The following is a 24,754-nucleotide window of genomic DNA, read 5'->3' on the forward strand; positions in this document are numbered from 1 at the left end:
AGGCGGGCAGGCCGGGGGAGGAAAGGCGGTGTTCCTGTCTTGCCATACGCCGGTCACCCTCTACACTCCGCCGCACTCATGGTGGATTTGAACAGTTTGAATCCCGAACAGCGCCGGGCGGTGGAGACCACCGAGGGGCCGGTGTTGATTCTGGCGGGGGCCGGCACGGGCAAGACGCGCGTCATCACCTATCGTTTGGCGCACTTGATCGCCCGCGGGGTGCCGCCCGGGCAGATTCTGGCGGTGACGTTCACCAATAAAGCCGCGCGCGAGATGAAAGAGCGCGTGGCGCAGTTGGTGCCGCGGCCGCGGGGGGCGCCGGGGCAGCCCCCGCCGGAAGCGCCCACCATTTGCACGTTTCATGCGCTGGGGGCGCGGCTGCTGCGGCAATACATTGACCGCCTGGGCTACAAGCCCAATTTCGTGATCTACAGCGAGTCGGAGCGCCTCAGCGCCGTGCGCCGCATTCTGGCGCACTTCAACGTGCGCGGGGTTACGCTGGAGCCGGCGGAGGTGGCGGCGGCCATCAGCCGGCTCAAAAACGGCTTTGGGGGGCGGGAGGACACGCTGCACGAACTGGCCCGTCGGCTGCTGCCGCGGTATGAATCGGCCTTGCGGGCGTGCAACGCGGTGGATTTTGATGATCTCCTGGGGCTGACGCTGCATCTGCTGCGGCAGGACCCGGAAGTGCTGGCCCAGTGCCGCCAGCGCTTTCGTTACATCATGGTGGACGAATATCAGGACACCAACGCCGCGCAATTTGAAATTCTGCGGCTGCTGGCGGCGCAGCATCAAAACCTGTGCGTGGTGGGGGATGATGATCAGAGCATCTACGGCTGGCGCGGCGCGGAAATTGCCAACCTGCTCGACATGGAAAAATATTTCCCGCGCGTCAAGGTCATCAAACTGGAGCAGAATTATCGCTCGACCAGTGTCATCCTGGAGGCGGCCAATGCCGTCATCACCCACAATGCCCGCCGCCGGCCCAAGAAGCTGTGGAGCCGCAACGGGCAGGGCAGCCGCATTGTGCTGCACACGTTTGCCAACGAGGACGAGGAGGCGCGCGGCATTGTGGAGCAGATTGAAATCAACCGCAAATTCAAGCGCATCCCGTGGCAGCACCAGGCCATTTTGTTTCGCACCAACCACCAGGCGCGCGCGCTGGAAACCGCGCTGCGGGCGGCGCGCGTGCGCTACCATCTGGTGGGCGGCCAGAGTTATTTTGACCGGCGGGAGATCAAGGATTTTCTGGCTTATTTGCGCACGTTTCATCATCCGCACGACGACATCAGCCTGCTGCGCATTGCCAACGTGCCCGCCCGCGGCCTGAGCGAGGCCACCATGGAGCGGCTGCTGGCGGCCAGCCAGGAGCGGCGTTGTTCGGTCTTCGCCGCCATGCGGCACACCGACGTGCAGGCGGCCCTGCCGGGCCGGACCCGCGAGGCAGTGCGGCAGTTTTTGCATCTGGTGGAGACGCATCATCACACCCTGACCCAGCCCGCGCCGCCCGGTTTTTCCCTGCGGCGGTGGGCGGAGCACTGGTTGGAGCAGGTGGGGTATTGGGAGGAAATTCGCAGCAGCGAAAAAACGCCGGAGGAGGCGGAAAACCGCCTCCGCATTCTCAAAGATCTGGTCAGCACCCTGGACCAGGAGGATTATGGCGGCGCCACACCGGGGGAGCGCCTCAACCGCTTTCTGGAGGAGGTGACCCTGGACACCGAACGGGACGAGGACAAGGAGGTGGAGGGGGACCAGGTCACGTTGATCACCCTGCATAGTTGCAAGGGGCTGGAATTTCCGCATGTGTTTCTGGTGGGTCTGGAGGAGGGCCTGCTGCCGCATACCCGTTCCAAGGAGGAGGGCACAGTGGACGAGGAGCGGCGGTTGTTTTATGTGGGCATCACCCGGGCGCGGCAGACCCTCACCCTGAGCCATTGTCTGGCGCGGAAAAAGTATGGCACGCTTGCGCCGATGCATCCCTCCCGGTTTCTGCTGGAGCTGCCGTCGCACCTGGTGGAGCGCGCGGAGGAACGGCGCAAACAGCCGGTCAGCGTGGAGGAGGGCAGCCGCATTTTGGCGGAATTGAAAGCGTCCTTGCGCTCCAAAGCCTGAGGGGATTATATTATCTTGCAACTAGCCCATTATGAAGACCCGGGTGCTGCTGGTGGACGATGAAGAGAGCTTCACGCGGCTGTTGAAGCTCAATCTCGAGCGTACCGGGCAGTACGAGGTCCGCGTGGAAAACTGGGGCGGCGCGGCGGCGGAGGCGGCCCGGCAATTCAAGCCGGACGTGGTCCTGTTGGACGTGATCATGCCGCAGATGTTCGGGGGCGACGTGGCCAACCAGTTCAAAGCGGATCCGGAATTGAAGGACTACCCCATCGTTTTTCTGAGTGCTTCGGTCAAGCCCTCCCGCGTGGCGGAGCACGACGGCGTCATCGGCGGCTACCCTTTCATCGCCAAGCCGGCCAGCCTGGAGGCCGTGATTGCCGGCATCGAGAAATACGCCCGCAAACGGAAGGCGGAGGAAAAATAAACTGCCGGAGGGCGGTCAAAGCAGCCAGCGGGCCAGACCGGGCGCCACCACCAGCGCAGGCAGGTAGTTGGCCAGCTCCACCTTGCGGACTTCAAAAATCACCACCGCCACACTGACGGCCAGAAAACCGCACACCAGATGCAAGGCGCTGGTGGCGGGGGCAAATGTGGACAGCCAGCCTGCCTCCACTAGGGCGCGCGTCCCCAGGGTCAGCAAGCCCTGCCAGGCCGCCACGGGCAACGCGGCCAGCACAATTCCCCGGCCCAGCATCGGCACAAAAGCCTGGGCGGCCAGCCCGTCCATTACGGCTTTCACCGCCAGCAGAAACCAAAAATTATGCAGGCCGTCCTGCAGGCTGCCGATGAACGCCAGCGGCGCGGCGCAAAACAGGGCGGCGCCAACCAGGAGCGCCTGATCCCACCGCCGGGAGGCGCCGCCGGGCGCCTGCAGGCGTTGCAGGGCGTACTGGCCCAGCCGGTTGCTGGCCTGCTGGAGGCCCAGCAGCCGGCCCACCATTTTGCCCAGCATCAGGGAAAGCAAAACCAGCCCCCAGAGCTTGAGGGCGTGCAAAAATGGGCCTTGAGTGCCTTCCCAGAAAAGTTTGCCCCCCAGAACGAGGGCAAGAACACCCAGGAGAGTTTTGATTTGCTGCTCGCGCGGTTGCGTGAGCCGCCAGCGGGGATGGCTGCCGGCCAGCCCGCCGGCGACAATCGCCGCCACATTCAACGCGGTGCCAATCATTCAGGGCCGGGCGGGGCGTTGGGGTTGGAAATCATCGGCGTGATAGGAGCTGCGCACCAGCGGGGCGCTGGAGACATGCACAAAGCCCATGGCACGCGCCATCCGCCCGTAGGCGGCGAATTGCTGGGGCGAGATGTATTCCACCACCGGCAGATGTTCGGGCGTGGGTTGCAGGTATTGGCCCAGCGTCAGGAGATCGCAGCCTGCCTGGCGCAAGTCCCGCAACGCCTCCTCCAGCTCGGCTGCGGTCTCCCCCAGCCCCAGCATCAGGCCGGACTTGGTGTAGAGAGTGTCGCCCGTCCATTGTTTGACTTTGCGCAGCACGCTAAGCGAGCGCTCATAGGTGGCCCGGTGCCGCACGGCGGGAGTGAGGCGGCGGACAGTCTCCAGGTTGTGGTTAAAAATCTCCGGCCGGGCCTCCAGGACACACTGCAGGGCCTCGTCCCGGTCTTGAAAATCGGGGGTCAGCACTTCAATGACCGCCCCCGGATTCAGCGCCCGCACCGCCTCGATGGTGCGCCGGAAGTGCTCCGCGCCGCCATCGGGCAAATCATCACGCGCCACACCGGTGATGACCACGTGGCGCAGGCCCATGCGACGGGCGGCCTCGGCCACCCGCTGCGGTTCCGTGGCGTCGAGGGGCAGCGGTTTGGCGGTGGTGACGGCGCAGAACTTGCAGGCGCGGGTGCAGCGATCGCCGCCGATCATGAAGGTGGCCGTGCCTTTGCTCCAGCATTCCCAGTGATTGGGGCAGCGCGCACTTTCGCAAACGGTGTGCAGCCGCTGATCCTGCAACAGGTTGCGGGTCTGCGCAAAAGCGGCCGTATTGGGCAGCCGCAGGCGCAGCCAGTCCGGCAGCCGCCGGCGGATGGTGGATGGCTCCAATGTTGTGCTCATCGCCAGCCCCAAGATTGCCTTTCCCGGCGGCTTCCTGCAAAGGAAAATGCAGCTTGCCATGGCTGGGTCTCTCAAGGCGGGAGGCAAAATGCCGTAAAACCACGCCCGAGCAAAATAATTAAAGAAAAGATGGCAGGAATACGTCATAGGAATGTAACCTCGAACGTTATTAGTGCGTCTTAAGAACGAACGGGATGCAGGACAGCAGGGTTCAACAGGACGGCCCGGTTCCGCGGAGCCGGGCGGGAAAGCTGGGGCTTTTTGCCCTGGCTGCCCTCCTTTTTTGGGGGGGATGCACGGCCAAATACCACCGGCAGGCGGCCGACAGGGAAGTGTACCGCTCGATCCACCAGACCCAGCAGCGGGTGCTGAAGAAGACCAACGACTTCAACATTGACACACCGTGGTCGGCACGGAAACCGGAGTCGGTGCAGCCGCCGGAGTTGATCGAGAGCCGGTTGGAGACCAACCGGCTGGTGTTGTCGGTGCAGGAGGCCTTGGATCTGGCGGTCAAGAACAGCCGCGAATATCAGGAGCAAAAAGAAAGCCTGTACAGCACGGCACTCGCCCTGGCCCGCGAGCGGTACAAATACCAGCCACGCCTGTTTGCCGGGGGCGACTGGGCCTTGCGCCGCCGCAGTGACGGCACCAAGGAGGGCACCTTGTCGGCCTCCAGCGGCGTGAACATGACCCAGCTCCTGGCCAGCGGCGGGCGGCTGGGACTGACGCTGGCCAATGACCTGTTCCGATATTACACCGGGGATCCGCGCCGCACGGCGGTTTCCAGTGTTTCAGTGAATTTGGTGCAGCCTTTGTTTCAGGCCTTCGGCAACAACAACGATGCCCTCGAGAGCCTGACCCAGGCGGAGCGCAACCTGGTCTATGCCGTGCGCAACTTCAGCCAGTATCAGGAGCAGTTTGCGCTGAACATCCTCAACGACTATTTCAACATCCTGGCGCAGAAGGATGCCGTGCGCAACAACTACGCCAACTACCTGAGCCGCGTGGCGCAGACGGAGCGGCTGGAGGCGCGGGCGGTGGACCGCCAGACGCGCACGGAGGTGGATCAGGCCAAACAATCCGAGCTTTCCGCCAAAAACAGCTACATCAACGCGGTGGCGCGCTATCAAACGCTGTTGGACAGCTTCAAAATCCGGCTGGGTCTGCCGCTGAGCACGAAATTGTACCTGGATGACAAAGCCTTGGAAGAAATCGCCCAGGTGGGGCTGATTCCGGTGACCTTGGATGCGGAGGAGGCCTACCGGCTGGCCACCGAGCGGCATCTGCCCACCTTGAATGCCATTGACCGCTTTCAGGACGTACAACGCCGCGTGCGGCTGGCGCGGGACAAACTCAAGCCCAACCTGACGTTCATCGCCGATGCCTCCCTGCAAAGCGAGCGGCCCACCGACTGGACGCGCTTTGACGCGCGCCAGGCCAGTGCGGGGGTGGGGCTGGAGCTGGATTTGCCGCTGGACCGCAAGAATCAGCGCTTTGCCTACCGGGAGGCGCTCATTGCGTTTGAGGCGCAAATCCGGGCGTTGACGCTGACGTTTGACAACCTGCGCAACAACATCGAGAACGGCCTGCGCACCATCGAGCAGCAGCGGCAGACGTATTTGATTCAGAAAAAAGCCGTCGAGCTGGCCAAGGTGCGCGTGGAAAGCACGACGATGAACCTGCAGGCCGGCAACGTGGCGGTGCGCGATGTGCTGGAGGCGCAGGACGCGTTGATTGCCGCGCAAAACCAGCTTACTTTATCGTTGGTGAGCTATCAGCAGGCGCGGTTGCGCCTGATGCTGGACATCGGGGCGCTGGATACCAGCAAGGAAAAGTTCTGGCTGCAGGATCACCTGGTGGGCTTCCTGCCCAAGGCGCCCGAAGCTGCGCCGGTGGAGACCGAAGACAAGCCGGTGCTGCCGCCGGATGATTACTTTAACCAATAATTGTTTATGAGCACCTCTTCGACGATTCCCGCTCCGCCGCCGCTGTGGCGGCGCAAGCCGGTGCTGGTGGTGGTGGCCCTGCTGGCGGTGTTCACAGCCTACGCCGTCGTGCGCGGCCGCGCCAAAAACCAGGTGCAACCCACGGCTTATTTCGAGGTGAAGCGCGGGGACTTCCTCATCTCCATTGTGGAGGGCGGCAACATTGAGGCCGTGAATGAAGTGGTGGTGCGCAGCGAGGTGGAGGGCACCGCCCGCATCATTTACATCGTGCCCGAGGGCACCACCGTCAAGAAGGGGGATCTGCTGGTGGAACTGGACTCCAGCTCCAGCCAGGATGCGGTGAATCAGCAGCAGATCAATGTGGAGAAAGCCCAGTTTGCCGTGATCCAGGCCGAGCAACAGTTGGAAATCCAAAAAAGCATGGTGGAAAGCGAAATCTCGGCCGCTGAGCTGAAACTGGAGTTTGCCAAGAGCGATCTGGAAAAGTTTGAAAAGGGTGAGGCCGCCCAGTTGTTGCGGGATGCGCAGATTGAAATCACCAACGTGCTGGAAAACTTGAAGATTGCCGAGGAAAAGCTGGGTTGGACGGAAAAGCTGTATGAGAAGGGCTTTGAAACCAAGGCCAACCTGGACCGCGACCGCCTCTCGGTATCCCAGACCAAATTACGGCTGGAGCAGGCGCAAAAGAAATTGTGGATGCTGGAGAGTTTTGATCTGCCCAAGAAGCGCCGCACGCTGGAGGCGGCCGTGGAGGATGCCAAGGATGACCTGGAGCGGGTCAAGCTGCAGGGCCAGCGCCGGCTGGCGCAATATGAGGCGGATGTGCAAACGCAGAAGAGCACGCTGGAGCTGAGCAAAAAGAAGCTGGAACGCGACATGCGGCAGTTGGCCAACACCAAGATTTATGCCCCCAATGACGGGTTGGTGGTGTATGCCGGCGGGGGCGGGGACCGGCGGTTCAGCAGTGAATCCATGATTGAGGAAGGCGCCGTGGTGCGGTATCGCCAGGAGCTGATCAAGCTGCCGGACATCTCCGAGTTCAAGGTCACCGTCAAGGTGCATGAGTCGCACGTCAACCAGTTGACCCGCGGCCAGCCGGCGTATGTGGTCCTGGATGCCATGCCGGACCGCCGCTTCCAGGGGGCGGTCAACCGGGTGGCACCCTTGCCGGATACGTCCAGCCGCTGGGCCAATCCCAATCTTAAAGTCTATGCCACGGAAATCCTCATCCTGGAGCCGCTGCCCAATGTGAAGCCGGGGGTGTCGGCCCGGGCCGAGATCATCATCACCAATCTCAAAAGCGTCCTCACGGTGCCCATCCAGTGCGTGACCACGCGCAAGGGCAAGCAGGTGGTGTTTCTGGCGGATAATCCCAGCGTGCCGGTGCCGGTCAATGTGGGCATGTACAACACCAAGTTCATCGAAATCACCTCCGGCTTGAAGGAGGGGGACCGCGTGCTGCTCAGCCCGCCTTTCGATGCGCAGGAGAAAGATCTGGCGGGCGCCATCGTGGGCAAGGATGAAAAGACGGAGGGGCTCACCAACACCCCGCCGGAGCGGCTCAATCGCATGGTGCCCGAGAACGGGAGGGACAATGGCGCGGCCGGCTTCCCGGAGCCGGGCAGTGGACGCGGCCCGCGCGGGCAGCGCGGAGAACGGGGTGAGCGCGGCGATGGAGCGGGCATGTTTGGGCCGGGGGCTGGCCGGGGCGGGGAGAACGCCGGCGGTGGCGACGCCGCCGGCCCGGGCGGCGGTGGCGGGCCGGGCGGGCAGCCGGGCGCGGGCCGCGGCGGGCCGCGGTTCAGCCGCGAGGAAATGATGAAACGCTTTGACACCAACGGCGACGGAGAATTGGACGAAAACGAGCAGGCGGCCATGCGTGAGGCCATGCGCGCCTTCCGCCGCCCCGGCGGCACCAACGCCCCGGCAGGGTTCCCGGGGCCGCGCCCGGACGGCGGGATGCGTCCGGAGGGTTTTTCTGCACCGCGCAACGATGGCAGCCGCTGAGACCATCATCCGCCTGGAAGGCGTCAAGAAACACTACGTCCTGGGCACGGAGGTCACCGTCCGCGCGCTGGACGGGGTGAATTTGGAGGTCAAGCGGGGCGCCTACGTGGCCATCATGGGGCCTTCCGGCTCCGGCAAATCCACCATGCTCAACATCCTGGGCTGTCTGGACCGGCCCACCGCCGGCCGGTATTACCTGGGGGGCATTGATGTGTCGGCGATGCCGGATGACCAGCTCTCGGCCGCGCGCGGGCGGATGATTGGCTTCATTTTCCAGAGCTACAACCTGATTGCGCAACTCACGGTCATTGAAAACATCCAGGTGCCGCTGTTGTATCAACGGAAGGATTTGCGGGCGCACTATGACCACTGCGTGCGGCTGGCACAGTTGGTGGGCCTGGGCGAGCGTCTGCATCACCGCCCCAACCAGCTTTCCGGCGGCCAGCAGCAGCGCGTGGCCATCGCGCGGGCGCTGGTCAATGATCCGTTGATGATCCTGGCCGACGAGCCCACGGGCAACCTGGATTCCACCACCGGCCGCGAGGTGCTGGAGTTGATTGACAGTCTCAACGCCCAGGGCAAAACCATCGTGCTCGTCACCCACGATGAACGCGTCGCCGGCCGGGCGCACCGCATCATCCACATGCGCGACGGCCTGATTGACCGGGAGGTGATGAATGGACATCGGGCGGCCGCTGGGAGCGCGCCCCGGAACGTATGAATCCGCTGGCTTTCCAATTTCTGGTGATTGTGCGGCTGGGCATCAAGAGCCTGCTGCTGCACAAGCTGCGGTCGGCGCTGACGATGCTGGGCATCATTTTCGGCGTGTGCTCGGTCATCGCCATGCTGGCCATCGGGGAAGGCGCCTCCTACGAAGCGCAGGAGGCCATCAAACGCCTGGGCAGCGCCAACATCATCATTCGCAGCGTCAAACCGCCGGAGGACACCAAGGTTTCCGGCCTGGGCCGCGGGATGAGCATTGATTACGGGCTGACCTACCGCGACGCGGCGCGCATTCAGGATACCGTGCCGGGGGTCAAGCGCGTGCTGCCCGTGCGCATCATTCGCGAGAATGTGCGTTTTGCGCAGAACAGTGTGCCCTGCCAGGTGCTGGGGACACTGCCGTTTTACCCTGAGATTGTCGGGCTGGAGATCCTGCGGGGGCGTTTCCTGAGTGATTGGGACGAGATCAATAATGAAAACGTCTGTGTCTTGACGCTGGGGTTGGCGCAGCGGCTGTTTCCCTACCAGGATCCGCTGGAGCAGTCGGTGAAGATTGACGCGTTTTACTACCGGGTGGTGGGCCTGGTGCGGGAGCGCAACCTGCCCGAACAGCGCACCCAGGCCGGGCGGATGGAGGGCGAGCCGCTGGATAATAATGTGTACATCCCCTTGAGCACGTCGCGCACCCGTTTCGGGGAAGTGCTCATCCGGCGCTCGGCCGGCAGTTACGAGGCGGAAAAGGTGGAGTTGCATCAGATCACCGTGCAAATGCACGACACCGCCACGGTGGAGACGGCGGATCCCCAAATCAAGACGTTGCTGCGCCGTTTCCATGACAAGGTGGATTACGAAACCATTGTGCCCCTGCAACTGCTGCGGCAGGCCGAGCAAACCAAGCGCATCTTCAACATCGTGCTGGGCTCCATTGCCGCCATCTCGCTGCTGGTGGGCGGCATTGGCATCATGAACATCATGCTGGCCACCGTGACGGAGCGCACCCGGGAGATTGGCATTCGGCGCGCCCTGGGCGCCACCCGGCGGGACATTACCATGCAGTTTCTGGTGGAGACGGTGGTGCTGGCCATTGGGGGCGGCCTGATTGGGGTGTTGGTGGGCATCGTCACGCCGGTCATTGTCTCGCACCTGACCACCATGAAAACCATCATCACCTTGTGGTCGGTGCTGGTGGCTTTTGGCATCTCCGGCGCGGTGGGCATTATCTTTGGCCTCTATCCCGCCAAGGCCGCCGCCCAATTGGATCCCATCGAGGCCCTTCGGCACGAGTAGGCCGGCGGATTGGGCCGTTACAGGCGGCTTGCCCGGCCGGCCGGTTTGTGGTTTAATGGATGTATGAACACCCGGCCTAAACTGCTTATCCTCGCGGTGGTGATGGTGCTGGGACTCGGCGCCCTTACCACCTGGTATTTCATCAGCCTTCGCCATGCTTCCCCGCCGGCTGCCGGCGCGCCCGGGGACAACCGGGCTGCCGCGGTCCGGGCGGACGATGCAAGCAAAACCCCCGCCCCGCCGGCGGTGGAGGCTGCACCGCCGCGCCGGCAGAAACCGCCGCCGGTGGATCCCCTGGCCCGGGAAGCCTTGCAACTGGTGGGGGCGGACCCCAAAGCCACGGCTTACTGGATTCAGGCCATTAACGATCCCCGCCTGCCGCGGGAAGAACGCAAAGATTTGATTGAGGATCTTAATGAGGATGGTTTTACCGACAAGAAACGGCCGACGTTGGAAGATCTGCCCCTGGTCCAGGCACGGATTGAATTGATTGAATGGCTGGCGCCCCAGGCCATGGACCAGGTCAACGCCGACGCCTTCCAGGAGGCCTATAAGGATTTGCTCCAGATTCGGAGCCGGTTGACCGGCCAGCCGCTGGGACCCATCCCCCGGTTGGTGCCGCGCTGAGGCGGAGCGGGCGCAAACCCGGCTGGCAGCCCCGGAGGGGTTGGCCGCGGGGTGGAGCGTGGCGGGCCGCTGGGGCGGGTGGTGCAGGTCTGCCACGCGAGGCCTCGCCGGCGTGGCCGTTTTGGAAAATCGGTTTGACTTGGCCTGCGGCAACTTCATGCTGAAGCAGTCCAAAGAGAAAGGTTAGTCCATGCCGCAAGCCATCATGGATCCAGAGGACGTGAGGCGCTTTGCCGAAGAGCTGCAGCGCTTCAATCGTGATTTACAGAACCGGCTCAGCTCCCTCCAGGCCCGCTTTGCCGCGCTGGGCGAGACCTGGCAGGACCAGGAGCAGGTGAAGTTTGCCGATGAATTCAAGACGACCCTCAAGGCGCTCAAGCGTTTCATCGAGGTGGCCGATCAGCATGTGCCCTACCTGATGCGCAAGGCCCAGCGCATCCAGGATTATTTGAACCAGCGCTGAGCCATGGCCGAACGCGCGCACGTATCCTCCACCGAGGCCATAGACGCGTTCAAGGCGGCGCTGGTGGTGTACCTGAGCAAGTCGCGCCTGCTGCTGGAGGATGCCTGCGACGAGGTGCTGCGGCTGCGCACCTGGCTGCAAACCGATCGCCGCCTGTATTGGGAGGCCCAGGTTCGCCGCCGCCAGAAAATCCTTGAGGAAGCCCGCCAGGTGCTCTTCGGCGCCAGCATGGCCAACCTGCGCGAGCCTTCCGCGGCCGAGCGCCTGGCCGTTCAGCGGGCCCAACGGGCGCTGGCCGAGGCCGAGGAAAAGCTCAATCGCGTCAAACACTGGACGCGCGAATATGAGCACCGCGTGGAGCCGCTGCTGCGTCAGTTGGAAAGCCTGCGCACCGTGCTCACGCATGACATGCCCAAGGGCGTGGCCTACTTGAATCAGATTTTGCAAACGTTGGACGCCTACACCGGCATGAAGGCCCCCGCCATCGAGCCGGCGGCGGAAACCCGCGGGGAGGGGGAGGCGGACGGACCGGCGGCCGGCAGCGATGCGGCCGCCGGCGGCGCTTCCGCCGAAGGAGAGCGCTTATGAGTGTGGGGAATAACGGCAAAACCCTCCTGGCCCTGACCAAGGACCTCATGCTGCGGTGGGAGGAAACCCGCAACTACTGGCGCGACGCCAAGAGCGAGGAATTCGAGCGGCGTTTCCTGGCCGAATTGATGACCGGCGTGGACAAGTCGGCTGAAGTTTTTGAGCATCTGGATAAACTGATGCAGCACGTCCGCCACGATTGTGAGTAACCCCCTGACCATCCCCCAGACGCTGGAGCTGTTGGAGCGCCTCAAGACCCTGGTGCGCGATTGCGCCCGGCGGGAGGAGCAACTGCTGCGCGACGAACGCCAGAAGCGCGAAGCCATTGAACGCCAGCACCGCAATGCCCTGGAGGAGCTGGAAGTCTGGCGCGCCGCCGAGGAAAGCCGGATTCGCACCCAGTCCGAAGCGCGGCAAACCGCCCTCGAGCTGCGGCATCGGCAGCGGCTGGAGCGCATCCGGCGGGGCCATCGGCCCAGCAAGGCGCAGGCTCTCAAGCGCATCGAGGATCATGAAGGCCGCCAGAAAGTGGCCCTGCAAAAGGCGCAAATGGAGGCGGCCCGCAACCGGGAACAGGGCCTGGCTCGTAACGATGCCGCGCTGGCGGCCTTTCACGAGCAACTGGGCGCGCTGCGCGCGGAGTTCGAGGCACTCGAGCTGCAAGCCCTGCGCCTCATGTCGGGGTACGGTTATTTCAAGCAGATGCTCACCGGCGCCGGCCTGCCTGACGAGCCGGAGCCGGCGGAGGAGGAGCCGCAGTTGCTGGAAAAGCTGGGCCAGTTGCGCGGGCAGGTGGAGGCGGATTTGCGCCAATTTCGCCGCCGGGCGGCGGCCTGGTTTTACCGGCTGCTGCCGGTGTGGGTGCAGGGCATCGTGCTGGTGGCCGCCGGCGCGGGGTTGCCGCCGTTGTTGAAATATTTCAAGCTGGCCGAAATTTCCTGGACTCTCAGCGGCGGCGCGGCGGGGGCTTTGCTGGCGGCGACGCTGATATTTTATTTTTTGAGCCGCCGCGCCGCCCTGCCTGAAGCCCGCAAGATTGCGCAGGCCCTCGAGCGCGCCCGCCGCTGGCACAACGCCGCTTTGAGCAAAGCCCAGGCCCGCCACGCCGCGGAAGTCGAACGCCTTGAGACCGAGCTGCGCCAGGCCAATGAGGAAATCAACCGCCGCTGGCAGGAGGCCACGGAGGAGGCCGCCCGCCTGCGCGAGTTCTGGCCGGCAGAGATTGACCGCAAACTGGCGCGGGTGCTGGAGCGCCACGAGCGGCTTGGCCAGCAGCGGCTGCAGGAGATTCAGCGGGGGCGGGAGGACGCCCTGCGCGAGTTGCAGGAGGAATATGAGCGCCGGCGGCTCGCCTTGGAGCAAAATCGCAGCGAGCGCACCGCCCGCTTGAATGCCGAGACCGATGCGCTGTGGGCCTCCCTCATGCAGGACTGGCAGGCGCAATGCGAACCGCTCCTGCGCGAGGCGCAGGCCGCCGCCGAGTTTGCCCGGCAGGACACCCCGCCCTGGGAGCCGCCGTTGTGGGAGCATTGGACGCCCCCCGAGACGGCCCGGAATCGCATCAAGTTTGGCCAGTTGGAGGTGGATTTGCGTCTTTATGCGGAGGGTGCGCCCAAGGATCCGCGCCTCCCCATGCCCGGCGGCGGACACCTTTCCCTGCCGCTCTGGCTGCTGTATCCGCAGCAGGGTTGCCTGTTGTTCGAGACGAATCGCACCGGCAGCGCCGAGGCCATTGCGGCCATCAACAACATCCTCTTTCGGCTGCTGGCCACCACGCCGCCGGGGAAGCTGAGTTTCACCATCATTGATCCGGTCAAGCTGGGGCAGAACTTTGCCGGCATCATGCATCTGGCCGATTACGAGGACAACCTCATTAACGGCCGCATCTGGACCCAGACCACGCAGATTGAGGAGCGCCTCAAGGACCTGACCGAGCACATGGAGAAGGTCATCCAGATGTACCTGCGCAACGAGTACGAAACCATCGCCGAGTACAACGCGCAGGCGGGGAAAATTGCGGAGAAATACCACTTTGTCATTATTGCGGATTTCCCCATGAATTTCAGCGATGCGGCGGCCAAGCGGCTGTTGCACATTGCTTCGAGCGGGGCGCGTTGCGGGGTTTACACCTTGATTCACTGGGATCACCGCTACACCAGCACGGCGGACCTGGCGCCGGACGTCCTCCGCAAAAACAGCGTGTGCATTCAACGGCCGGGGGATTTCTTCACGCTGGCCCGCCTGGGGCCGGTGGGCGTGCGTCTGCAGCTTGATCCGCCGCCGCCGCCCGAGCTGGCCATTGCCTTCCTGCATCAGGTGGGGGAGTTGAGCCGCGGCGCCAACCGCGTCGAGGTCCCTTTCGAGCAGGTCGCCCCTGCGCCCGAGGAGGTTTGGTCGCTGGATACGGCGGAGGAGTTGCGCGTGCCCATCGGGCGCAGCGGCGCCACCAAGCTGCAATATCTGGCCATCGGCCGGGGCACCAAACAACATGCGCTGGTGGCCGGTAAAACCGGCTCGGGCAAATCCACGCTTTTCCACGTCATCATCACCAACCTGGCCCGGTGGGCCAGCCCGGAGCAGGTGGAGTTTTACCTGGTGGATTTCAAGAAGGGCGTGGAGTTCAAATGTTACGCCAATCACCGGCTGCCGCATGCCCGGGTGGTGGCCATTGAAAGTGATCGTGAATTCGGCCTGAGCGTCCTGCAGCGCCTGGACGAGGAGCTGCGCCGGCGCGGCGATTTGTTTCGCCAGGCCGGGGTGCAGGATTTGGCCGGCTACCGCCGCGCGGGCGGCGCGGAAAAATTGCCGCGCACGCTGCTGCTGATTGACGAGTTTCAGGAGTTTTTTGTGGAGGACGATCGCATCGCGCAAACCGCGGCAGTCCTGCTGGATCGGATTGTGCGCCAGGGCCGGGCCTTTGGCATTCATGTCATCCTGGGCTCGCAAACGCTGGGCGGCGCCTACACCCTGGCCCGCACCACCATGGGGCAGATGGTCATCCGCATTGCGCTGCAGTGCAACGAGGCCGATGCCTACCTCATCATGGATGAAAACAATGCCGCGCCGCGCCTGCTCTCACGCCCTGGCGAAGGCATCTACAACGATGCCGCGGGCGCGTTGGAGGGCAACAGTCCCTTCCAGACGGTGTGGCTGCCCGAGGAGGAGCGCGACCAGGTGCTGGCCGCGGTGCGCGCCCGGGCTGATCGCGAAACCCCGCACTACACCGGGCCGGTGGTGTTTGAGGGCAACGCCCCCGCCGACGTGCGCGACAACCACGCCCTGCAGGCCCTGCTGGCGCAGCGCCCCATCCAGCCGCCGCCGCTGGCGCGGCTCTGGCTCGGCGCGCCCAACTCGATCAAAGGCCCCACCGAGGTGGTTTTCCAGCGGCGCAGCGGCAACAACCTCCTCATCGTCGGGCAGCGCGACGAGGCCATCCTGACCCTCGTCACCGTCGGGGCCGTGGCCCTGGCAGCGCATTACCCGCAAAAGGCCGCACGGTTTTATTTCCTGGATGCCTCGCCGCCGGAAACACCGCAGCGGCAGCTCATTGAACAACTCCCCGGCGTCATTCCGCATCCCTTCACCCTGGCCAAAAGCGGTGATGTGGGCGGCCTGTTGGGCGAGTTGGTGCAGGAATTGCGCGCGCGCACCGAAACTGACGCCGCCCAGGCGCCCGAAATCTTCGTGTTCGTTCACGGCCTGCAAAACTTCAAGAAACTCAAGGTGGAGGACGAGTTTGCCTTCTCCATGGACAGTGGCGGCGAGGCCAGCCCGCCCGCGCAGCTCAGTCAGCTCATTACTGAAGGGCCCACGCACGGCATTCATTTGATTGTGGCGGTGGACACTTACAATAACGTGAACCGTTTCCTGGGCCGCAAGGCCCTGAGCGAATTTGAGATGCGGGTGCTCTTCCAGATGAGCGCCAATGATTCCGCCAGTCTGTGCGATGATCCCGGCGCCAGCCATCTGGGGCTGCATTGTGGACTGTTCTACAATGAACAGGAGGGTTACCTGGAGAAATTCCGGCCCTATGCCGTGCCCGAGCGCGTCTGGTGGGAGCAGGTGGCCCGCGCACTGCGGAGTTGAACCGGCGTCCAGAGAAGCTGGCCGCCTTGCCGGTCCGCAGAAGGCCGTCGTGCCCTGGTGCGAGGCTTATACATCGGCCCCGGGCTGACGATAGCCGCAGAAAGGGCAATAAGCCGCATCGCCCACCTCATGCCCGCAGGAGACACACACCGGGCCTCTGCTTGCGAGGCGGGGAGGCGCTTTTTTCAGTCCCAGCCAGCAGAGGATTTTTTCCGGCAGCGGCTCGGCGGTGACAACCTGGGTGCGCTCGAGGCCCAGGCGAAAATCGCGCAGCAATCGCCCGCGAAAGTGATAATAAAGAACAACGGACTTCACTATCATAAGGAAGGGAATGGCCAGGCCCATGCAGAAAAATCCCAGCGGCGCGGCCAGCAGGGGCAGCAGCAGAACCTGGAAAATTGTGCGCCGGATGGCGAGGGCGGAATGATTCAGATTCAGACTGTGCCACAAGCCGGCGGCGTTGAGGGCCTTTAAATCTCGCCACAAGATGAGGGCTGCCAGAAACCACAACGGCAAAGAAAAGATCACCCAGATTTTGACCGTCGGCCAGAACAGCATGAAGAAGGTGGCTGCGACCAGAACTTCCATGGCCATGAGCAGGGAGAACGCCATGCGCAGTGCCGGTAGCTGGCTCTGCAGCAAAGCCTGCGGGAGCTCGGCGGGTTGGAGAGGGGCTGCAAGCAGGATGAACAGCCAGCCTGAATCCCGCAGTTGGCGGGGCACCTGACAGCTCTGGGCCGCCGCCCAGAAACGCAGTCCCCAATGCGCGGCATAAAAAAGGCCCGCCGCCAGATACACCACCCAGAGATCGTTCAAGGTATAAAGCGACAAAACAACCAGCGCCAGGACGCCAACGGCCAGCAGCGCCAGCACCAATCCCGCGGGCAGGCGGTCATTGCGCAGGAATCGTTCCACGGGTGAAGACCCACGGTCACCCGCGGCGCGCCTTTCCCACCAGCGCAACACCTTGAGCACGGGAAGCAGCAGGTGATCCAACCGGCCCAACCGCTTGGGCGCGGCCCCCCGGGCGAGGCGTTTCCACTCCCGGCCCATGCTCCACGCGGCCAGCGCCAGCAGCAGCCAGCCCAGCAGGTGCGAAAAGACCAGGGCGCTCCAAAACTGCCCGGGCGCCAGGCTGTAGGCCGTTGCTGGAGCAAGCTGCCAGGCTCTCAAAGGGCTGAGGGCGGCCGCCCAGGCGAGCTGGGTCGAGCCTTGCCAGCTCGTAATGATGGCCACCAACGCCGGGGGCGCGGCCATCAGCAGGACGAGCCAGGACAGCCCCGTGGCCCACAGCTCATATTCCTCGCGGCCCCGGGCGCTCACCAACATGCCCAGCGCCAGAGCCACAAACAGCCCGTTCATCACACACAACAGCAGGCGAACAAATTCGCCCAGGGTGACGCCCCCCAACACCAGGGGAATGGCCAGCGCAGGGAAAATGGCCAATAAATGGTAGAAGGTGGCAAGGGCATGAACCACCCATTTGCCCAGGACCAGGTCCAGGCTGGTCACACGGGTCAGCATCAGCAACCCCAGGGTGCCCTCGCGTTTCTCCCGGCTCAGGCTGTCGAGTGTCTGCCGCAGGCCCTCCAATCCCCCCAGAATCATGCACGTCCATCCCAGAAAATGGTACATGAACTCCCCCATGCCACGCGGACTGCGCATCACCTCGGCGATGAGCAGGAGGCCCAGCACCATGGCCACCGCCACCGCCGCCAGCAGGACCCGCTGCACCATCAGGCTCTCCTGCCGTGCTTTGACGGTCGCCTCGCGCCAGGCGATGGCGGGAAACATCACGATTTATCCCTCCTGGTAGCGGGGTTTCAGCCCCACCGGCGTGGCCGCCACCAGGCGGAAATAGCGGCGCAACCGCCAGCGGGCATAATAAATCCAGAGCAAATCCATGCCAATGTGAATGGCCAGATAAGCTCCGGCTGAGGCCAGGCCCAGCCATGAGAATGACAAATTACTGTTGTTGAGCATGGACAGGACCGGCGTTTTTTCCAGGCTCATTAAGCCCTGGTAGAAGAGCAACCAGACCAACAACGGCAGAGCTATCACCAGCGCGAAGGTGCAGAGCGCCGCCCGATGGGGCATCGCCCACCGGAGGCTCAGCCAGAAGGAGAGCCAGCCCAGGGCGGCCAGGTCAAAGAGGGAAACTACGCCGTAGTAATACAAAAAAAACAGGCAAGGCGGAGTCTTATCTATTTCGCTCCAGAGAATCTGCGTAGCCGAGGTGACTTCCTTCCAAGTGTGATGTCGGTGTAAGAAATCGATTCCAAAAACCAGTAACAGCAAGACCATGAAAGCGAATGGCCCGCGAAACATTCGCCACAAGGCCTGCCATTGGCCCCAGAGGATTTGCTCCTGATGCACTGGGGCTGTCAGCAAGAACTCAAGGGTTTGCTCGCGGCGCGCCTCGCCCAGAAACAATGCGGCGCGCCAGGCAAACCACAGTTTATACAAGAAACCCAGAACACAGGCGATGAAGAATCTATCAAGGTCATCAAGGAATTCGAATAAGTTACTGAATACCCCCTCGCTAGTCGACGCTTTCGGAACCCACAAGTCGGACACAATCGAAATCCACCACTGGGCTGCAATTACCACGGGAAACCAGACCAGCCAGGGGCCCCAGCGATCGCGGCTGGCCAACCAGTAGGCGGGGTTGATTTGCAGGGCGTGTTGACGAAATGCCTGTCGCCATTCAGCGCTGCCCGTCCAGAACCGGTGCCACCATTCCCGCCAGCTCCCCTTGCGAAAACCGCCCTGCACGTTTTGCCAGGAGCGCGGCAGCCGCCACCAGGTGAGCACCAGGGCCCCCAAAGCCAGCGCGTGGCTGGAACCGATGGGCCACCAGTAAAGCGCCGGGTCTGTCTTGTCATATAGGTGATCAAACGCATGACCAATCCCCTCAAGGGGACTGGGGCGAACCAATAACCATTCCGCCCATGAGGCCAGCCCGGTGTCCGGATACGCCTCGCAGAGGGCTGAACCCAGCCAGGGCGACAGAAAGGCAAACCATGCCAGGAGGGCGTTGGTGATGATGCCCGTGTGACGCATTCGCACCACGCAGGCCGAAACCGCCAGGCCCAGGGAGAGAGAAAAAAACAAAGCCGCCCACAGCGCCAGGGCCAGGCGCCCGATTTCTTCGATGGTGCGCCCGCCCAGAAGCAAGGGTACACACAGAATGGGGATCAAGGCCAGCAGACTGCCGAGGCTTTGCAGCAGATGGGCTGCCAGTTTGCCCAGCACAATGTCATGGCTGCGCAAATCCGTGAGAAATAGCAGCCCTAGGGTGCCTTCGCGTTTTTCAGCGCTGAGGCTGTCGGAGGTCAACCACAAACCGCTGATAATCGCCAGTCCCCAACTGAGGTAGCCAAGGGCTACAAAAATGGCTGTGCCGCGGTCGTTTGCATCCTCATGGCGCATGAACAGCAAAATAATCAAGGTGACCAGCAGGGCCAGAACTGCCGTGAGGAGGCGTACCCAATAGGTTCTGCGACGACGCGCCGCCACCTGCATTTCCCGCACCATTATGGGAAGCACCAGCATGATGGTAGGCATGATTCCGCGCTGCGACCCCGGCGTCAACTGTCAATCGTAATCGGCGGCAACCTCCGGCGGGAATTGCCTGTTTCCCCACCCCCAGGCAGCTTCCCCCATTAAAATAATTTCTAATTCATCATTGACGATAAAGGGGCATCCGCTAACAATGCGATTTCTTAAGCGGGCGAGGCCGCCCGGCGCAACACGTGAACTTGAAATAATTATGGCTACCAAAATCGCGATCAATGGTTTCGGCCGCATCGGCCGGTTGGTGTTCCGTGCCATCGCGGAACAAGGCATGATTGGCAAAGACGTCGAAGTGGTCGCCGTCGGCGATATCGTCCCGGCGGACAACCTGGCTTATTTGTTGAAATACGATTCGACGCAAGGGGCTTTCAAAGGAGAGGTGGGGTCCAAGAAGTCCAGCCCGGACAAGCCGGAGGACGATATTTTGCTGGTGAACGGCAAGGAGATCAAGGTGGTCAGCGCCAAAACCCCGGCCGAGCTGCCCTGGAAAGCGTTGGGCGTGGACCTGGTGGTGGAGTCCACCGGCCTGTTCACCGATGCCGCCAAGGACAATCCCAAATCCTCCTACGGCCACATCACGGCAGGCGCTAAAAAGGTCATCATCAGCGCGCCGGCCAAGAACGAGGACATCACCGTGGTGTTGGGCGTGAATGACAGCAAGTATGATCCGGCCAAACATCACATTATTTCCAATGCCTCCTGCACCACCAACTGCCTGGCTCCGGTGGTGTATGTGCTGCTGAAGGAAGGTTTTGGCGTGGCCGAGGGCTTGATGAGCACCATCCATGCCTACACCGCCACCCAGAAGACGGTGGACGGCCCCAGCAAAAAAGACTGGAAGGGGGGCCGCAGCGCCGCCATCAACATCATCCCCTCCACCACCGGCGCGGCCAAGGCCGTGGCGCTGGTGCTGCCGGAGGTCAAGGGCAAGCTCACCGGCATGGCCTTCCGCGTGCCGACGCCCACCGTCTCCGTGGTGGACCTCACCGTCAAGACGGTAAAGGAAACCAGCTACGCCGAAATTTGCGCTGCCATGAAGAAGGCCAGCGAGACCTATCTCAAGGGCATCCTGGGTTACACCGAGGACGAAGTGGTGAGCACCGACTTCATCCACAGCCCGCTGAGCAGCATCTTCGACGCGGGCGCCGGCATCGAGCTGAACAAGAACTTCTTCAAGCTCGTGAGCTGGTACGACAATGAATGGGGCTATAGCTGCCGCGTGGCGGACCTCATCAAGTTGATCCTCAGCAAGGGCCTGTAAGCCGCCGTTGCCTCTACATTTCAGACCGGCGATTCCCTGAGGAATCGCCGGTTTTTTTTGCCGGGGGCGGCGGCTCCGGCCCGGTTTGCCAGTTGCATCCTGGCCCGACGCGGGCATAATAAAACGCATGAAATCCAGCACAATGAAGGCGGCATTTATTGAACGGACGGGGCCTCCCGAAGTCATTCGCGTGGGCGAGCTGCCCATGCCCGCGCTGCGGGAACACCAGGTTCTGGTGCGGGTCAAAGCGGTCTCGGTCAATCCCATAGATACTTACCTGCGCGCGGGCGCGGTGCCCATGCCGTTGCCCATGCCTTACATCCTGGGGTGCGATCTGGCTGGCGTCGTCGAAGCCGTGGGCTCCCAGGTCCGCCGTTTCCGCCCCGGTGACCGCGTTTGGGGAAGCAACCAGGGGCTCCTGGGCCGCCAGGGCACCTTTGCCGAGTATGCCGCGGTGGATGAATGCTGGTTGTATCCGGCGCCTGCCGGGGTGGAGGACGAGGCGCTGGCCGCCGTGGCCCTGGTGGGCATCACTGCGCACCTGGGGCTGTTTCGCAATGCCCAGTTGCGGGCGGGGGAGACGTTGTTTGTCAATGGCGGCAGCGGCGGCGTGGGCTCCATGGTGGTGCAGATGGCGAAAATCGCCGGCGCCACCGTCATCGCCACCGCCGGCTCCGAGGCCAAGGCGAAAATCTGCCGGGAGTTGGGCGCGGATTATGTCATTGAATACCAGAAGCAAGATGTGGTTCAGAGCCTCCGCCAGTTTGCCCCCAACGGGGTGCAAATCTGGTGGGAAACCCAGCGGGAACCGGATTTTGATCGCGCCATCAGTTGCCTGGCCCAGCGCGGGCGCATGGTGGTGATGGCGGGCCGCGAGGCGCGGCCTCCCTTCCCGGTGGGCCCCTTTTATGTGAAAGACTGCTCCCTCTTTGGCTTTGTGATGTTCAACGCCACACCGGAAGAGCAGGAGGCTTGCGCCAAGGATATCAACCGCTGGCTGGCCGAGGGCCGCCTGCAACCGCGCATTGACCGGATCCTGCCGTTGGCCGAGGCCGCCAACGCCCACCGATTGCAGGAGGAAAACACCCTGCGCAAAACGGGCGTGCTGGCCGGGAAGATTGTGCTTCGCTGTGGTTGATCAGAGCAAATCCAGGCCGGCGGCGTGCTTGGCCCGGGCCAGGACTTTCGCCGCCTCGGCGCGGGCCTTTTCTGCGCCCTGGCGCAACACCTCGCGCACGTAGTCCAGATTTTTGACCAGTTCGGCGCGGCGCTGGCGGGCGGGCGCAAAGGCGTTCCAGTATTGCTCAAACAGGGCTTTTTTCAGCTCGCCGTATCCCAGGCCGCCCGCGCGCAAACGCTCCTCATAGTCCCGGGCCACTTCGGGCGGAGCCACCAGTTTCATGAGCCGGATGGCCAGATTCTGATCCGCATCGGGCTTGGGTTCGGCCACCGAGCGGCTGTCCATTTTGATGCTCATGATTTTCTGGCGGAGCACTTTTTCATCGCCGAAGATCTCAATGGCGTTGCCGTAGCTCTTGCTCATCTTCTCGCCGTCAATGCCGGGCACCACGGCGGTTTCCTCGCGGATCATCGGCTCGGGCAGGGTGAAGGTCTTGCCATAAAGCTCGTTGAACTTGATGGCGATGTCCCGGGTGACTTCCAGGTGTTGTTTCTGGTCTTTGCCCACCGGCACGAGGTTGGAATCGTAAATTAAAATGTCCGCCGCCATGAGGACCGGATAGGCAAAGAGGCCGTGATTGAAGCTGATGCCCTTGGCGATCTTGTCCTTGTAGCTGTGGCATCGCTCGAGCAGGCCCATCGGGGTGACGGTGTGCAGCAGCCACGTCAGCTCGGTCACCTCCGGGATGTCGCTTTGTTTGAAAAACACGGTTTTTTGCGGATCCAAACCGCAGGCCAGAAAGTCCAGGGCCACATCCAGCGTGTTGCGCCGCCGCTCCTCGGCATCGAAGAGCGAAGTCATGGAGTGGTAGTCGGCGATAAAGTAAAACGCCTGCCCTTGATCCTGCAGTTCAATGGCCGGCTTCATCATCCCGTAGTAATTGCCGAGATGCAGTGCGCCGGACGGTTGTATGCCCGAAAGTATCCGCATGGGGGGAAACAATAGTGAGGGCGGGCCAGGATTCAAGCGCGAGTTGGGCGCCAGCGGGGGAGGCCCTTACCCATGGCCAGACCCCATGGGGCCTCCTGCCTTGTGGCATCCCTGTTCCTGCCCCCCCGGATTTTTTCGTGCAACCCCCGCGTGACCAAGGCATTCTGCGGACGTGGTCTCCTTGTGGAAAAAGGGCCTGCAGCACCCGGTTTTCCAGGCCGGGCTGGCTGGGGTGTTGCTTGCGGTGGCTTTTCCGGGACCGGAAGTGGCCGGGCTGGCCTGGGTGGCGCCGGGGCTGTTGATGCTGGCAGCACTGGGGTGCAACCCCTCCGGGGCCTTTTGGACCGGCTACTGGGGGGGCTTCGTTTTCTGGGCCATTTCACTTCACTGGCTGCTGTTTATTCCGGTGACGTTCTGGCCGGTGTTGGGCTGGCTGGCGCTCTGTGCCTACCTGGCCATCTATCAAGGCCTGTGGACCTGGCTGGGATGGCGATTGCTGCCGGGAGCCGAGCCCACGCCGGGCCGGATGGGGGGGGCGCCGTGGGAACGCGGGCTGGCGCGGCTGCTGATGCTGCCCCGGCTGACGCGGGCGGCATGGACGCTGGCGGCGGCCATGGGGTGGGTGGCACTGGAGCTGTTGCGGGGGCGGTTGTTGACCGGCTTTCCCTGGAATCAGTTGGGCGTATCGCAGTACACCATGCTGCCCCTGGTGCAGTTGGCCAAAATCACCGGAGTGGCTGGCCTGTCATTTCTCATGGTGTGGACTTCGCTGGCGCTGGTGATTGCGGCGGCCGGCATGGCCCGTTTCCCCAGCCGGCGGGGATGGCTGACGGGCGAGCTGCTGGCTCCGGCGGTGGTGGTGATCGGGGTGTGGGTTTGGGGGGCACGGGAGTGCACCCGGCAGATGGGCGTGCCGGCTGCGCCCGTGGTGCGGCTGGCCCTGTTGCAACCCAGCGTGCCGCAAACCTTGATCTGGGACAGCCGCGAAGATGAGACCCGCCTGCGCCGCTTATTGGAACTTTCCCGCGAGGCCCTCGGCGCGCGTCCCGACCTGCTGGTCTGGCCGGAGGCCGCCGCGCCGGGTTTTTTGCGCTATGACTCGAACCTCTGGGCGGAGGTTCGCGGGCTGGCGCAGGCGAGCAACGTCTGGATGGTGATTGGCAGCGATGACGCCGAACCGGGGGAGGACGGTCGCATAAATTACTACAATGCCGCCTTCTTGATTTCCCCTGAGGGAATGATCAAGGAGCGTTACGCCAAGCGGCATCTGGTCATGTTTGGCGAGTATGCTCCCCTGGCCCGCTGGCTGCCTTTTCTCAAGCGTCTGCTGCCGGTAGGGGATGGCTTCACCCCCGGCCGCGAGGCGGTTCACTTCGAGTGGCCGTTGACGGCCGCCGGGGGTGCGCGCGTTCGGGCGGCCATGCTGATATGCTTTGAGGATGTCATGGCCGGTTTGGTGCGGCGCTCGGTTCATCAGGACACGGATTTAATGCTCAATTTGACCAATGACGGCTGGTTTCGCGAGAGTGCTGCCCAGTATCAACACGCGGCCAACGCCGTTTTCCGGGCGGTGGAGACCGGCCGGCCGTTGGTGCGCTGCACCAACAACGGCCGCACCTGCTGGGTGGATGCCCTGGGCCGGATCCGCGAGATGCAAAGCTTTCAAAGGGGGGACCGGCCCTCCATTTATGCTCCCGGCTGGCATCTGGTGACGGTGCCGTTGCCTCCGCAAAGCTCCACCGGCCTCAGCCTGTATCATCATTACGGGGATTGGTGGGGTTGGCTGTGCGTGGGGGCCACCGCGGGGCTGTTGGCGTGGTCTTTCCGCCAGCGTCAGCTTCGCCAACGGGCGCAGAGCCTCCACCATAATTGAGGCCGGGGCCAGGCCCCACCCTCGTTGGGGAGA

Annotated in this window: 19 protein-coding genes; 14 read left to right on the forward strand and 5 right to left on the reverse strand. The window is 63.2% G+C overall.

Annotation, left to right across the window (positions count from 1 at the left end):
* Nucleotides 1-78: 78 nt before the first annotated feature.
* Entirely contained in the window at nt 79-2,112 is a 2,034-nt protein-coding gene (locus N3J91_08955) for a UvrD-helicase domain-containing protein (GenBank protein ID MCX8156559.1), read from the forward strand.
* Between the two features lie 31 nt (nt 2,113-2,143).
* On the forward strand, nt 2,144-2,536 hold the full coding sequence (locus N3J91_08960) for a response regulator (GenBank protein MCX8156560.1): 393 nt from the start codon (nt 2,144-2,146) through the stop codon (nt 2,534-2,536).
* Nucleotides 2,537-2,551: 15 nt separating this feature from the next.
* On the opposite strand, the gene N3J91_08965 is transcribed toward N3J91_08960, so the two are convergent.
* Nucleotides 2,552-3,277 (reverse strand): DUF554 domain-containing protein, encoded by a 726-nt coding sequence (locus N3J91_08965; protein ID MCX8156561.1) that lies wholly within the window; start codon nt 3,275-3,277, stop codon nt 2,552-2,554.
* The gene (lipA, locus tag N3J91_08970) at nt 3,278-4,174 is read right to left on the reverse strand and encodes a lipoyl synthase (GenBank protein MCX8156562.1); all 897 of its coding nucleotides are present in this window, start codon (nt 4,172-4,174) and stop codon (nt 3,278-3,280) included.
* A gap of 332 nt (nt 4,175-4,506) precedes the next feature.
* Between lipA and N3J91_08975 the strand changes: the two genes are divergently transcribed.
* The 9 genes from N3J91_08975 to N3J91_09015 all read left to right on the forward strand — a co-directional run bounded on the left by N3J91_08975 (nt 4,507) and on the right by N3J91_09015 (nt 15,901).
* Entirely contained in the window at nt 4,507-6,120 is a 1,614-nt protein-coding gene (locus tag N3J91_08975) for a TolC family protein (GenBank protein ID MCX8156563.1), read from the forward strand.
* Between the two features lie 6 nt (nt 6,121-6,126).
* A complete protein-coding gene (locus N3J91_08980) occupies nt 6,127-8,127 on the forward strand; it encodes an efflux RND transporter periplasmic adaptor subunit (GenBank protein MCX8156564.1) in 2,001 nt (666 codons plus the stop codon).
* The gene (locus tag N3J91_08985; protein MCX8156565.1) at nt 8,114-8,848 is read left to right on the forward strand and encodes an ABC transporter ATP-binding protein; all 735 of its coding nucleotides are present in this window, start codon (nt 8,114-8,116) and stop codon (nt 8,846-8,848) included. The genes N3J91_08980 and N3J91_08985 overlap by 14 nt, the downstream gene beginning before the upstream one ends.
* The gene (locus N3J91_08990) at nt 8,845-10,137 is read left to right on the forward strand and encodes an ABC transporter permease (protein MCX8156566.1); all 1,293 of its coding nucleotides are present in this window, start codon (nt 8,845-8,847) and stop codon (nt 10,135-10,137) included. The genes N3J91_08985 and N3J91_08990 overlap by 4 nt, the downstream gene beginning before the upstream one ends.
* 63 nt (nt 10,138-10,200) lie before the next feature.
* A complete protein-coding gene (locus N3J91_08995; protein ID MCX8156567.1) occupies nt 10,201-10,764 on the forward strand; it encodes a hypothetical protein in 564 nt (187 codons plus the stop codon).
* Between the two features lie 190 nt (nt 10,765-10,954).
* The gene (locus tag N3J91_09000) at nt 10,955-11,227 is read left to right on the forward strand and encodes a WXG100 family type VII secretion target (protein ID MCX8156568.1); all 273 of its coding nucleotides are present in this window, start codon (nt 10,955-10,957) and stop codon (nt 11,225-11,227) included.
* 3 nt (nt 11,228-11,230) lie between these two features.
* Nucleotides 11,231-11,815: a hypothetical protein gene (locus N3J91_09005; protein MCX8156569.1), complete on the forward strand. Its 585-nt coding sequence runs from the start codon at nt 11,231-11,233 to the stop codon at nt 11,813-11,815.
* Nucleotides 11,812-12,024: a hypothetical protein gene (locus tag N3J91_09010; GenBank protein MCX8156570.1), complete on the forward strand. Its 213-nt coding sequence runs from the start codon at nt 11,812-11,814 to the stop codon at nt 12,022-12,024. The genes N3J91_09005 and N3J91_09010 overlap by 4 nt, the downstream gene beginning before the upstream one ends.
* Nucleotides 12,017-15,901, forward strand: a complete 3,885-nt coding sequence (locus N3J91_09015) for an FtsK/SpoIIIE domain-containing protein (GenBank protein ID MCX8156571.1) — start codon at nt 12,017-12,019, stop codon at nt 15,899-15,901. Before N3J91_09010 ends, N3J91_09015 begins: the two co-directional genes overlap by 8 nt.
* 66 nt (nt 15,902-15,967) lie before the next feature.
* Here N3J91_09015 and N3J91_09020 read toward each other — a convergent pair whose 3' ends face one another.
* Together N3J91_09020 and N3J91_09025 are read right to left on the reverse strand one after the other, a co-directional pair.
* Nucleotides 15,968-17,695: an ABC transporter permease subunit gene (locus N3J91_09020; GenBank protein MCX8156572.1), complete on the reverse strand. Its 1,728-nt coding sequence runs from the start codon at nt 17,693-17,695 to the stop codon at nt 15,968-15,970.
* A 6-nt stretch (nt 17,696-17,701) separates the two neighbouring features.
* Nucleotides 17,702-19,468: an ABC transporter permease gene (locus N3J91_09025; GenBank protein MCX8156573.1), complete on the reverse strand. Its 1,767-nt coding sequence runs from the start codon at nt 19,466-19,468 to the stop codon at nt 17,702-17,704.
* A gap of 205 nt (nt 19,469-19,673) precedes the next feature.
* On the opposite strand from N3J91_09025, the gene gap reads away from it, so the two are divergent.
* Nucleotides 19,674-20,738 (forward strand): type I glyceraldehyde-3-phosphate dehydrogenase, encoded by a 1,065-nt coding sequence (gene gap / locus N3J91_09030; protein ID MCX8156574.1) that lies wholly within the window; start codon nt 19,674-19,676, stop codon nt 20,736-20,738.
* Nucleotides 20,739-20,880: 142 nt separating this feature from the next.
* Entirely contained in the window at nt 20,881-21,876 is a 996-nt protein-coding gene (locus N3J91_09035; protein MCX8156575.1) for an NADPH:quinone reductase, read from the forward strand.
* On the opposite strand, the gene trpS is transcribed toward N3J91_09035, so the two are convergent.
* On the reverse strand, nt 21,877-22,848 hold the full coding sequence (gene trpS / locus N3J91_09040) for a tryptophan--tRNA ligase (GenBank protein MCX8156576.1): 972 nt from the start codon (nt 22,846-22,848) through the stop codon (nt 21,877-21,879).
* Between the two features lie 172 nt (nt 22,849-23,020).
* Between trpS and lnt the strand changes: the two genes are divergently transcribed.
* Nucleotides 23,021-24,721, forward strand: coding sequence for an apolipoprotein N-acyltransferase (lnt, locus tag N3J91_09045; protein MCX8156577.1), 1,701 nt, complete (start codon nt 23,021-23,023; stop codon nt 24,719-24,721).
* Nucleotides 24,722-24,754: the final 33 nt, after the last annotated feature.

This window comes from Verrucomicrobiia bacterium (assembly GCA_026414565.1).
In the GTDB taxonomy this organism is placed as follows: domain Bacteria; phylum Verrucomicrobiota; class Verrucomicrobiia; order Limisphaerales; family Fontisphaeraceae; genus Fontisphaera.